Origin of the sequence: Lysinibacillus sp. FJAT-14745 (assembly GCF_001275675.1) — a bacterium.
Lineage (GTDB): Bacteria > Bacillota > Bacilli > Bacillales_A > Planococcaceae > Lysinibacillus.
This window is the reverse complement of sequence record NZ_LITM01000002.1, coordinates 679,979-691,504: the sequence shown is the minus strand read 5'-3', so window position 1 is coordinate 691,504 and position 11,526 is coordinate 679,979. Positions and strand designations below refer to the sequence as shown.

General features: G+C 38.1%; 11 protein-coding genes. 8 read left to right on the top strand and 3 right to left on the bottom strand.

The window, feature by feature from the left end:
- The first annotated feature begins 156 nt into the window (after window positions 1-156).
- Window positions 157-804, top strand: a complete 648-nt coding sequence (locus AMS59_RS04760; RefSeq protein WP_053482602.1) for a peptidylprolyl isomerase — start codon at window positions 157-159, stop codon at window positions 802-804.
- 78 nt (window positions 805-882) lie between these two features.
- Here AMS59_RS04760 and AMS59_RS04755 read toward each other — a convergent pair whose 3' ends face one another.
- Together AMS59_RS04755 and AMS59_RS04750 are read right to left on the bottom strand one after the other, a co-directional pair.
- Entirely contained in the window at window positions 883-1,665 is a 783-nt protein-coding gene (locus tag AMS59_RS04755) for an enoyl-ACP reductase (RefSeq protein ID WP_082337380.1), read from the bottom strand.
- Window positions 1,666-1,935: 270 nt separating this feature from the next.
- Window positions 1,936-2,184, bottom strand: coding sequence for a ferredoxin (locus AMS59_RS04750; RefSeq protein ID WP_053482601.1), 249 nt, complete (start codon window positions 2,182-2,184; stop codon window positions 1,936-1,938).
- A 107-nt stretch (window positions 2,185-2,291) separates the two neighbouring features.
- Between AMS59_RS04750 and AMS59_RS04745 the strand changes: the two genes are divergently transcribed.
- The 7 genes from AMS59_RS04745 to AMS59_RS04715 all read left to right on the top strand — a co-directional run bounded on the left by AMS59_RS04745 (window position 2,292) and on the right by AMS59_RS04715 (window position 10,258).
- Window positions 2,292-3,320, top strand: coding sequence for a helix-turn-helix domain-containing protein (locus AMS59_RS04745; protein WP_053482600.1), 1,029 nt, complete (start codon window positions 2,292-2,294; stop codon window positions 3,318-3,320).
- Window positions 3,321-4,763 (top strand): ATP-dependent DNA helicase RecQ, encoded by a 1,443-nt coding sequence (locus AMS59_RS04740; RefSeq protein ID WP_053482599.1) that lies wholly within the window; start codon window positions 3,321-3,323, stop codon window positions 4,761-4,763.
- Window positions 4,764-5,060: 297 nt separating this feature from the next.
- On the top strand, window positions 5,061-5,852 hold the full coding sequence (locus AMS59_RS04735; RefSeq protein ID WP_053482598.1) for a LysM peptidoglycan-binding domain-containing protein: 792 nt from the start codon (window positions 5,061-5,063) through the stop codon (window positions 5,850-5,852).
- A gap of 159 nt (window positions 5,853-6,011) precedes the next feature.
- Complete coding sequence (locus AMS59_RS04730) at window positions 6,012-6,767, top strand: metallophosphoesterase (RefSeq protein WP_053482597.1); 756 nt, start codon at window positions 6,012-6,014, stop codon at window positions 6,765-6,767.
- Window positions 6,768-6,888: 121 nt separating this feature from the next.
- Window positions 6,889-7,854 carry a YpdA family putative bacillithiol disulfide reductase gene (locus AMS59_RS04725; protein WP_053482596.1) on the top strand — a complete coding sequence of 322 codons (966 nt, stop codon included), beginning with the start codon at window positions 6,889-6,891 and terminating at the stop codon, window positions 7,852-7,854.
- A 297-nt stretch (window positions 7,855-8,151) separates the two neighbouring features.
- Entirely contained in the window at window positions 8,152-8,712 is a 561-nt protein-coding gene (locus AMS59_RS04720; RefSeq protein ID WP_053482595.1) for a glycerol-3-phosphate acyltransferase, read from the top strand.
- A 4-nt stretch (window positions 8,713-8,716) separates the two neighbouring features.
- Entirely contained in the window at window positions 8,717-10,258 is a 1,542-nt protein-coding gene (locus tag AMS59_RS04715; RefSeq protein WP_053482594.1) for an aminotransferase class V-fold PLP-dependent enzyme, read from the top strand.
- 28 nt (window positions 10,259-10,286) lie between these two features.
- Here AMS59_RS04715 and AMS59_RS04710 read toward each other — a convergent pair whose 3' ends face one another.
- Complete coding sequence (locus tag AMS59_RS04710; RefSeq protein ID WP_053482593.1) at window positions 10,287-11,255, bottom strand: asparaginase; 969 nt, start codon at window positions 11,253-11,255, stop codon at window positions 10,287-10,289.
- Window positions 11,256-11,526 lie beyond the last annotated feature (271 nt).

The following is an 11,526-nucleotide window of genomic DNA, read 5'->3' as shown; positions in this document are numbered from 1 at the left end:
CAAGAATCCTATTGAAATTGTAAAGAACCAAACAAGCTCAATGATTAAACCGATTTATATTGGTGCGAAGTTTGAGTAATTAATATAAAAATGATTTGTCGTAAACTATTTGATAATATAATGAGTAGACTAGTGATCAAGAGGAGTTGAAAGAATATGTTCGCGCGTAATAAAGGATTTTTTACTGTCTTTGCTTTTTTGGCGGTAGCATTTGTTTTGACGGGTTGTGGAGCTGCTAAAGAAAGTGGGCAATCGGAAGGAAATACGGATTATTCATCAAAAGTGAAGGAAAAGCCAATTGTGACGATTACGATGAACAATGATGAAAAAATCGTTATCGAATTAGAGCCTTCTACAGCGCCGAATACGGTAGCTAATTTTATTTCCTTAGTTAAAAAAGGTTTTTATGATGGTCTTATTTTCCATCGAGTTGTCCCTGATTTTATGATTCAAGGTGGAGATCCTTCAGGGAATGGTACGGGTGGCCCAGGCTATTCGATAGAAGGTGAGTTTTCAAAAAATGGTTTTAAAAATGATTTGAAGCATGAACGTGGTGTCATTTCAATGGCTCGTTCGCAGGATCTGAATTCTGGAGGATCTCAATTTTTCATTATGGTAAAGGATACACCGCAGCTGGATGGTGATTATGCTGCCTTTGGAAAAGTGATCGAGGGGATGGAAACAGTAGATGCTATAGCTGCTGCTGAACGAGATGGTGAAAAACCATTAAAAGATCAGCAGATGAAAAAAGTAGAAGTGGATACAAAGGGCTTTGAATATCCAGCCCCAAAGGTACTAAAATAACAGTTGTGAAAAGCTGAAGTACAATACGAAACAAAGAAGCATGAGAGATCAATGACGATCTTCCATGCTTCTTTGAATTTATCCCATAATATTGTAGCCTGCGTCGATGTAAATCGTTTCGCCTGTCACACCGCGTGATAAGTGAGAAAGCATCACGATTGTCATATCTGCCACTTCGTCTTGTTGAACATTACGTTTTAATGGAGCTGTTTCTTCAATTTTGTGTAAAATTGTATTGAAAGAAGGAACGCCTTTTGCAGCAAGTGTACGAATCGCTCCAGCTGAGATAGCATTAACGCGAATATTATCTTTACCAACATCTGCAGCAAGATAGCGCATAGATGCTTCTAATGCAGCTTTCGCTACACCCATTACGTTGTAACCATCAAGGACACGCTCTGCTCCTAAGTAACTCATTGTTACGATAGAACCGCCTTCAGTCATATAAGGATGTGCGGCCTTTGCTGCTGAAATAAGAGAATAGGCGCTTGTATCTTGTGCAAATGCATAGCCATCACGAGTTGTATCTAAGAAGCGATTGTGTAAATCTTCTGCATTGGCAAATGCCACTGAATGCACGATACCGTGGATAACGCCTACTTTTGTACCGATTTCATCGAAAGCTGCTTTTGTACTTTCGTCGCTGTTGACATCACATTGTACGATCAGTGAATCAGATTGACCGATATTTTCTAATTGTTTTTGTAATTTTTTTAATGAACGTTCTTGACGATATGTGAAAATAACATTTGCACCTACATCAAATAAACGTTTTGCGATACCCCAAGCAATACTTCGATCGTTTGCCACGCCCATTACGACAATATTCTTATCTTTTAATTGTAGTAAATTATCCATCATCTATAAGAACCCCTTTACGAAATAATATCTGTTATTAGTACCAACTACTAAAATCTTATCATACATAAAAAATGGTTGCAATAACAAGATGAAAAGAGTGACAAACTTTACGTTGGAAAGTACAAAAAAAATTCATCTCTGCTATGTTAGAGACGAATCCAGTAGATGTATGTATATCCCATGGGAGATTAACTTTAGTGTTTGTCACGAGGAATCAAATAAAGGCACCCAGTTAAGGATGCCTTTATAGATACTAATGAAGTATAAAAACTATTCGAATTTTAATGAATCGCCATCAAAAGTTTCATCTGCTACTTTGATTGAGTCAGTTGGGCATCCTTCGAAAGCATCTTGCATGTCTTCTAGTAGATCTTCTGGAACTTCAGCAGTTCCCATGTTATCATCTAAAATAACGAAGGCAATCCCTTCATCATCATAGTCATAAATATCTGGTGCTGCGGCTCCGCAAGCGCCACAAGCGATGCATGTATCTTTATCAACAATTGTGAATTTAGCCATTTTTCATTCTCTCCTTTTACATGTTCCTACAAAGCTTCATACTCATTTTAAAGATGTTTATCTTACTTTTCAACATAAATACTATTAAATTGGAGGAATTTGCGTCTATGTTTCATCAAATTTTATTGCAAATCTTTCAAAAACTAAATAACGAACGAACAATTTCTGCTGCTTATCACGTATTAAGAGGAAAGCGCTCAGGTCAGACAATTCAAGACATCGGCCTATTTCAATTACATAATTATTTTGGGCTCTTACCTAAGTTACCTAGGAAGACATTTGATGAAGCCGTAACTTCATTTTTACAAAATAGTTGGTTAACTATGCAAGAATCTGGTCACTATTCCATGAAAAAGCTAGGTTTACAACGAGCGGAGCAGACGCCTGGTTTTTTATTTGACGGATGGCACTATAGGGGAAATGAGCATGTATTTTTTGCGAGGTTCTCGTTAATTGTACAAAGTTTATCTTTTCAAAGTGGTGGGGTTCGTTCATTTTCTCCTATTAGTAGGGATACGAATATTCAGTCTTGGGTTCGTACATTTTTAGTCGAGCATAACTATCAAGATGGGCTTTTACAGCAGCAATTATTGGAGGAATGCGAACAGGTGCTTTCTGTGTTACCTTTATCAGAGGCCAACAAACAGCTTGTCCTCTATCGGTTGAGTGGTCATAGTTTACCAGGATGGACGTGGCAACAGCTTGCCAGTGAACGTCAGGAAACAGTTTTAGATAGTCAACTAGCGTTTATAGAATTGCTACATACGTTATTAAATGCAGTTCATCAGACAAATGATTATCCATTACTTGGAAAAACGACAGAGGGAATAAGAGTAAAAGCATTACTAACCGATTCAACGCAGCAAACAGCACATTTATATGAGCAAGGCTTTTCAATTGAACAGATTGTGCAAATAAGGAAACTAAAACAAAGTACAATTGAGGATCATTTGGTGGAATTAGCCATGAATGAACCGAACTTTTCGATTGGTCCATTCGTCTCTTATGAAGAAGCGGAAAAAGTTTGGCAGGCATCGAAACACTATCAAACCAAAAAATTGAAAACATTGCATGAAGTAGTTGAAGGTATGAGTTATTTCCAGTTAAGGCTTGTCCTCGCGAAAGGAGAAGTATAAATGGAACTTGAACAAACGTTAGCAAAGTATTTTGGCTATACAACATTTCGTCCAGGCCAAAAAGAGGTCATTGAAGCAATCCTAGAAGAAAAAGATGTTATTGCTTTATTACCAACAGGAATGGGGAAATCACTTTGTTATCAGCTACCAGGATATATCTTGCAGAAGCCAGTTTTAATTGTTTCTCCTTTACTTTCTCTAATGCAGGATCAGGTAGAGGAGCTAAAACGCTTTGGTGAAAAGAGAGTGGTTGCCTTAAATTCATTTTTAACCGTAAGTGAAAAACGATATGTATTACATTTTTTAGAGCAGTATCGTTTTATCTTTACGTCACCAGAGATGCTTTTACAGCAACAAGTTCAAGACAAGCTTTCACAAATGCAGCTAGGACTAATCGTAGTGGACGAGGCACACTGTATTTCTCAGTGGGGCTTTGATTTTCGACCAGATTATTTACGAATTGGACAATGGTTTTTACAAGTAAATCGTCCACCGGTTTTAGCATTATCAGCGACTGCGACGAATAAAGTAGTCAATGATATACGAGATACATTGTCGCTAGATACACCATTTGAGTTTTTGTACAATGTGGATCGGCCTAATATTCATCTTGGGCGTGTTGTATTTGAGGATAGGGTAGATAAAACACACTGGATTATGCAACATGTTAAAGAGACGTCAGGACCGGGTATATTATATATGTCTTCGCGGAAGCGTGCTGAACAATATAGCGAAGCGCTTATACAGGCTGGTATACGAGCGGCAGCATATCATGCAGGCTACGGTGCTGAAGACCGTCAGTTTATTCAACAACAATTTATTGACGGGGAACTCGACTGGATTGTGGCTACCAATGCTTTTGGGATGGGTATCAATAAGCCGGATATTCGTCAGGTTATCCATGAAACGATGCCAGCTAATGTAGAAAATTACATGCAGGAAATTGGCCGTGCAGGGCGTGACGGTCAACCAGCTCTCGCAATATTACTTTATAGTGATGGTGATGAGGAACTTGCGAAATTTGTTGTAACAGGCGATTTGCCAACAGCTGGTCATGTCGATCGTTATCAGGAACTCCTAAATCAACAAGGACACCCTTCACAAATGTTGAAAAATGGAGAGCTAAGTGAGACCGCTTTTCGTGTGCTTGATTACTGGCTGCAACAAGAAACGATGGAACAAGTTAAAGTGCGTTTAAATCATTTAGCACTGGAAAAATATCGTGCTGTCGATAAAATGCATAAAATTACTCGGACAAAAGACTGTATTCGCACACAGCTAGTCGGGTATTTTGGGCAAAAATTGTTGAAAAAACCGGAAAACTGTTGTGAAAATTGTGGAATCCATTATGATGAAATCAATAAGGTACGCTTAAAAGAAAAGAAGAAAATAGAAATGATCCCATGGGAAAGTCGGTTAAAGCAACTCTTAATGGGTTGTTAAAGGTTCATTCACCGGAAGTTTGAGATGACATTTTGTTACGTTTGTCTTTGATTAGTTGATTAGAGTGAAATTTTGGGGGAATTCTTGAGGAATAGTATCACAGACGGCACCCGTTTCTGAGGCTGTCATTCAGAAACAACACGTCTAATGTACCAGAATAGCACCGAGTCGCAACGGAAATCAACCTTAAGTTAGGTGAGGAGCCTTTTTAGACTAAAACTGACGGTCATTTACTTTTTTCGCAAAATTCGTCATAATAGAATGATAGAAAGCGTAGTAAGGTTGGAGGAACGGCGAATGAGTAAAGAAGATTATCGCGATAAAATCGAAGAACATCGTCAATCTTTTGAAGAAGAACAAAAAGAACAGCAAGCTTTATCTAGAGTTTCAAGAATGAATAAAAATGGGAGTAATAACGATAAAAAGCCAAAAAATACAAAACGAAAACCGCCATTAATGACGATTCTTTTTGTAATTTTTATCTTAATTCCATTATCGATATTAGTCTATTTTTTAAAATTCTATGAACCTGGAACAACAATTGAAGAGGCTGAACAAAAATCTAAGGATCAAATTGTAGAAATTGCTAAGTCAGGGGATAAAGATGAGGTACCTGTGTCAACTGACAAAAACAAAGCAAAAGAAGACGATAAAGCAGACAAAGGTAAAGCGGAAAAAGATAAAGCAAAGGAACCGTCTAAGAAAGACGCTGAGAAAGTAACAGCTGAGCAGAAGGCAACTGAGGAAGCGAAAAAGGCCGAAGCAGCCAAGAAGGCAGAAGAAGCTAGAAAAGCCGAGGAAGCTAAAAAAGCTGAGCAAGCTAGAATAGCACAAGCAGAAGAGGCTAGAAAAGCGGAACAATCACGAAAGGCTGAGGAATCGCGTAAAGCTGAGGAATCACGCAAAACAGAAGAAGCAAAACAATCCGCAAAAGCAGGTACCCATACTGTAAAAGCAAATGAAAATCTATATCGTATTGCATTGAATCACTACGGTGATGGCAGTGAAGCAACACTAGCGAAAATTCGTGCAGCAAACGGTATGTCTTCAAATAATGTAATGATTGGGCAAGTGATTAAGTTACCATAAGAAAAGCGGGTGTCATTCTTTGGCAATGATGTTTTTCTAGTATAAAATAATGGACAAACGTTAACACCAATATGGTTGAGGCGTACGTCTGATTTAGGAAAAAGGCGATTCTTCATTACAACGAATCGTCTTTTTGCTGTCGTAAGGAGATGTGAGGGCATGATTTATTTTGGGCTATTTGTTTTAGTAGTCATTGCGTTCCTGCTTTATATGTTGAAGGTGGCACATGAAAACAATGTTTTACATCATCAATTGCTATTAAAGGGTGAACAGGAAAAAATCCGACTATTTTTTATTTCGGATACACATTTACGCAAAATTAACCGCCAGATGATTGAGCAGTTAGATGGTCAATTTGATGCTGTTATTATTGGTGGGGATTTTGCGGATGGACGCACACCTATTCAACGTATTCATGACAATCTAAAATTATTAACTCCGTTAGGACCAACTTATTTTGTATGGGGTAATAATGACAGAGAAGTAGGTGAAGAGCGATTACGAAGTATTTTGCAGGAACATGGTGTTCAAATCATCGCCAATGATGCTGTATTACTACCTAAAAATAACCGCTTTTGGCTAAATGCAATTGAAGACACATCTACAATGAAATATAGCTTTGATGAAGCATTTGCAAAGGTAGAAGAGAAAGACCTAGTTGTTTTCATCTCACATAACCCTGGTGTTTTTGCAAGAGTCCGTGCAAAATTTAGAGCAGATTTAATGATTGGTGGGCATTTACACGGTGGTCAAATTAGAATTGGCCCGTACGGTGTGCATCCTAATGGCTCATATAGGGAGCGTGAAGGTGTGATGACGTTAGTAAGTAACGGCTATGGTACGACATTATTACCTTTCCGACTTGGTGCGAGACCACAGTGTCATATTATTGACATTAAAATTTCGGGTAAATAAACGACCAAAACTCGAGAGAAGGCGTATAATGGAAGGATAAGGATTTATTCGGTAAAAGCCCGATTATTGAAAGTAAAGTATGAGCAAATTGCTGATACAAAGTTGATAGGAGTGTCAAGAAATGCAGCAAGTAGATGCAATTATTGTTGGAGGAGGCCCATGTGGTTTAGCAGCAGCAATAGCCTTGCAAAATAGTGGATTAAAGCCAATTGTCATTGAAAAAGGAAATATCGTAAATGCAATATACAATTACCCTACGCATCAAACTTTTTTTAGTACGAGTGAACGTCTAGCTATCGGTGATGTGCCCTTTATTATTGAAGGTCGTAAACCAAAGCGAAATCAAGCACTAGTTTATTATCGAGAAGTTGTGCGTTTGAAGGATATTCAAGTAAACCGCTTCGAGAAGGTAAAAAGCGTTGTAAAAAATGGAACGGTGTTTACAGTAACGACAAATAAAGAGGTTTATATAACACCTTATGTGGTGATCGCCACAGGCTACTATGACCATCCGAATTATTTAAACATCCCAGGTGAGAAATTATCGAAAGTCTTCCATTACTTTAAAGAGGGACATGAATTTTTTGATACAGATGTTCTTATCATAGGTGGGAAAAATTCGGCAGTAGATGCGGCGCTTGAGTTGAATAAGGCTGGAGCTCGCGTCACTGTGGCCTATCGTGGTAGTGAGTATTCACCTAGCATCAAGCCGTGGGTTTTACCAGAATTTGAAGGCGTAGTACGAAATGAAGAAGTCCAAATGCATTTCAATACAAATATACTGGAAATCCGTGAGCATGAGGTCGTAGTAGAAATTGATGGTAGCAAGAAAACTATAAAAAATGATTTTGTTTTTGCGATGACAGGCTATCACCCAGATCATTCATTTATTCGAGCAATGGGTGTCTCTATTGATTATGAAACGGGCCGTCCTTTCTTTAATCCAGAAACTATGGAAACAAATGTAGAAGGATTATTTATTGCAGGAGTTATTGCAGCTGGAAATAATGCCAATGAAATTTTTATTGAAAATGGTCGCTTCCATGGCGAGTGTATTGCCAAGACAATTGTAGAAAGAGCAAAATAACAATAGGAGCTGTATAGGCATGTAAGCTTATACAGCTTTTATTAAAGTGACGGATGGAAGAGCTAGAGCGACGGAAAGAAGAGTCGAAGTGACGGATGGAAGAGCTAGAGCGACGGAAAGAAGAGTCAAAGCGACGGATAGAGGTCGAAGTGACGGATGGAAGAGCCAGAGCGACGGATAGAGGTCAAAGCGACGGAAAGAAGAGCCGAAGCGCCCAGTCGGAACGGAAATCAACCCCGCGTTATGGTGATAAGACATAATTTCTCTAATCGAAGCTGATAAAAAAGGTGTGAAAGAATGCTTGGATTATATTGGTTTCTAAGTTATATTGTAGGGAACTTTATGGCGGCATATGTCGTTGGAAAAGCGTATGGTGTTAATTTACAGGAAGAAAGAAGTAAAAACTTAGGGGCTCGAAATGCTGGCAGTGTAATTGGGAAAGGTGCTTTTCTATGGACTTTTTTAGGGGATTCTTTAAAAGGTGCGCTCGTTGTCGGTGCAGGACGTTTATTGCATTTCGAAGAATGGGAAATAGTGCTAGGTGCTTGTTTAGGAATGCTTGGTCATATGTTTCCGTTTTGGCTTAAATTTAAAGGGGGAAAAGGAGTAGCAACTTTTATAGGTGTAGGTCTGGCATTATCTCCGAGCTTATTTTTAATGATGGTTGTAGGAACAGCTATTACGCATATTGTAACGAGAAGTTTAACACTTAGTATGTTAGGTGGCATTGTTTTATATGTTGGAGCGATTGTTTATACAGATAAATTACTGTTATACATACCGATACTAGTAGCAATAAGCTTTATGCTTATTAAGCATGTGTCAAATATTAAAGAGGCTTTAGAGAGAAGGAAGTGATTATATGTATTGGTGTAAAATTGCGCATACAGAAGCGGAGTTTGAGGAAATTGCACGATTAAATTATGAAACCTTTGTCGAAGAAATTCCACAGCATAAGCCTAACTCCGAAAGAAAAAAAGTGGACCGTTTTCATCATGAAAATACGTATATTGTTGTTTATAAAGGAATAGAACTTATAGGCATGCTAGCATTTAGAGAGAAAAGGCCGTTTTCAATTGATGAAAAGATAGGAAAGGTTGAGCAGTATTTATCAAAAGAGATTAGTACTAAGCTATGTGAAATTCGCTTGCTTGCCGTCAAGAAGGCGTATCGAACAGGAAGAGTACTTTTGAAATTGACACAGGCTTTAACTGCTTTTGCCTACGAAAAAGGTTATTCGGCAGCTGTTATTTCAGGTACTACTCGTGAGGAGAAACTTTATAAGCAAATGGGATTTACCCAATTTGCACCTGCTACAGGGACAGAGGATGCTTTATTTTTACCAATGGTACTATCGAGACAGCAGTTTGAAAAGTCTTTGCAGCAAAGACTTGCGAAGGAGTGCCATACATTTTATCCAGGTCCAGTAAAACAAAACGAACCATTTATGTATTCTGAGCTTTCTCATCGTTCATTAGGCTTTCAATCATTATTTGAGCAAATGAGAAATAAATTGCTGCAACTATCAGAAGCAGCGCATGTAGCTACAATTGTAGGAACTGGGACATTGGCAAATGAAGTTATGCTAGGGCAATTGAAGGCTCAACAATTAGGGCGTGGACTAATATTAACAAATGGTGAGTTTGGAGAACGTCTTCGAAAGCAAGCAGAGAGATGGTCATTAGATTTTGATGTAGTTGAACAAGATTGGGGAAGTTCCTTTGATACAAATAAGTTGGACTCTTATTTGCAAAAAAGAGCTTATCAATGGCTTCTTGCAGTACATGGAGAAACGTCGACTGGTACATGTAATGATTTAAAGGAAATTTTACAGCTTACTAATCGTTATAATATAAAGCTTTGCATTGATTGCATTAGCTCTTTCGGAGCAATGCCATTTTCTTTAAAAGATTGTTATTTAGCGACTGCGGTGAGTGGAAAAGCAATTGGTGCGCTCAGTGGTTTGGCTTTTGTTTTTTCGCAAAACGTTGTGAAATCTTCTTCAACATTACCTGCTTATCTCGATTTAGCTAATTACCAACAAGGTGCGATTCCGTTTACATTGCCAGCAGTACTTGTTGCAAATGTTTCTACAGCATTACAAGCTTATCCGGAAAGGTATGGACAGCTACGGCAACGCTTTAAAACATTGCTGCAGCTACCATTTATGCACTATCAAGTTTCAACTAGACAGTATCCGATGCTAATCACGTTACAACTTCCTAAGGCTTTGGCAAATCTACAGAGAGATTTGAATTTAAATGGTTTGTATGTTCATGCGGATAGCCAATACTTACGTCAAAGAAGTTTCATACAACTGTCTGTTATTCAGCCGGATTTTGAGATAGCAATCAATCATTTACATAATATCTTGAATTATTATAAGCAAATTGTAGATACATAAACTTAAGAGAATATTGAATACATTAGTCTTACATGAAGAAGTCCTTTAAATCAAGTGGAGTTCCAACTTTGTTTAGTCCAATTAATAATTTTAATCGCGCCTTTTGACCATTAATACCAGTTGCAAATATAGCTCCTAAGTCTTCGAGCATTTTGCCACCACCAACATAGCCGTAAACACCTTCTGCGATACCATTAAAACAACGGGATACGAGTATAACAGGAATACCGCGCTCTAAAAGACTTTCAATACCTTTAACAACTGTTGGAGGGACGTTGCCTTGTCCAAGGCCTTCTAACACAACGCCGTCATATTTACATGCGAGTACTACATCAAGTAAGTCAACTTCCATGCCAGCATACACTTTCAGCATGGCTACTCGTTTTGTTAATCCATCAATATCTACATATTGACGGCTGATAGGGGCATGGTGAAACAATATTCTTGATTTTGTAATAAGTCCGATCGGGCCATATTGAGGAGACTGAAAGGTATTGACAGAACTAGTGCTTGTTTTTGTAGTGTTAACAGCTAGATGGACCTCGTCATTCATAACAACAAGTACACCTTTTTCACGGGCTTCTTCATCTACTGCTACGCGAACGGCTTCTACTAAATTATAAATTCCGTCTGCACCAAGTTCGTTTGAAGAGCGCATTGCACCTGTTAAAACAATAGGAATTGATAAATCAGTCGTTAACTCTAAAAAATAAGCTGTTTCTTCTAATGTATCAGTACCGTGGGTGATGACAACACCGTCGATTTTCTCCTCAGCAACTTTTTCGATAATAAGATTACGCAATTTAAGCATTTCTTTTGGTGTAATATGTGGTGATGGGAGGTTAAAAGCCTCCATTTCAATAATTGTGGCAAGTGCATCAAGTTTGCTGCTTTCCTTCATTAGAGGATTTTCCTTGTTTGGCATAACCGCACCTTCATCGCTCATCGCCATAGAAATAGTTCCACCTGTATGAATTAATAAAATTGTTTTTTTCATAAAAAATAAATATCTCCTTTTAAAAAGTTTTAAGTCAAATCATGGTATAATAATAGCAGTTTATCTTCATGTAACAGATATTTTTTTGTCGAAAACGGAAGATTAATGTCACAGTAGTTTTTCCGCATGAGACATACAAATGTATTTTTTAATGTATCGACAGAAAAAGATAAACTAGGCTAAGGAATTTTACATCCTACGAAACCGCCAAAGTTGACCAACATTATGCGGCTAACGCTGTCGCGCAAAAAACACTGTTGGCCAAAAGCAT

Excerpts from the sequence above, each read along its gene's own strand:
- AMS59_RS04760 (WP_053482602.1), top strand. The coding sequence starts at position 157 with ATGTTCGCGCGTAATAAAGGATTTTTTACTGTCTTTGCTTTTTTGGCG.
- AMS59_RS04755 (WP_082337380.1), bottom strand. The coding sequence starts at position 1,665 with ATGATGGATAATTTACTACAATTAAAAGATAAGAATATTGTCGTAATG.
- AMS59_RS04750 (WP_053482601.1), bottom strand. The coding sequence starts at position 2,184 with ATGGCTAAATTCACAATTGTTGATAAAGATACATGCATCGCTTGTGGC.
- AMS59_RS04745 (WP_053482600.1), top strand. The coding sequence starts at position 2,292 with ATGTTTCATCAAATTTTATTGCAAATCTTTCAAAAACTAAATAACGAA.
- AMS59_RS04740 (WP_053482599.1), top strand. The coding sequence starts at position 3,321 with ATGGAACTTGAACAAACGTTAGCAAAGTATTTTGGCTATACAACATTT.
- AMS59_RS04735 (WP_053482598.1), top strand. The coding sequence starts at position 5,061 with ATGAGTAAAGAAGATTATCGCGATAAAATCGAAGAACATCGTCAATCT.
- AMS59_RS04730 (WP_053482597.1), top strand. The coding sequence starts at position 6,012 with ATGATTTATTTTGGGCTATTTGTTTTAGTAGTCATTGCGTTCCTGCTT.
- AMS59_RS04725 (WP_053482596.1), top strand. The coding sequence starts at position 6,889 with ATGCAGCAAGTAGATGCAATTATTGTTGGAGGAGGCCCATGTGGTTTA.
- AMS59_RS04720 (WP_053482595.1), top strand. The coding sequence starts at position 8,152 with ATGCTTGGATTATATTGGTTTCTAAGTTATATTGTAGGGAACTTTATG.
- AMS59_RS04715 (WP_053482594.1), top strand. The coding sequence starts at position 8,717 with ATGTATTGGTGTAAAATTGCGCATACAGAAGCGGAGTTTGAGGAAATT.
- AMS59_RS04710 (WP_053482593.1), bottom strand. The coding sequence starts at position 11,255 with ATGAAAAAAACAATTTTATTAATTCATACAGGTGGAACTATTTCTATG.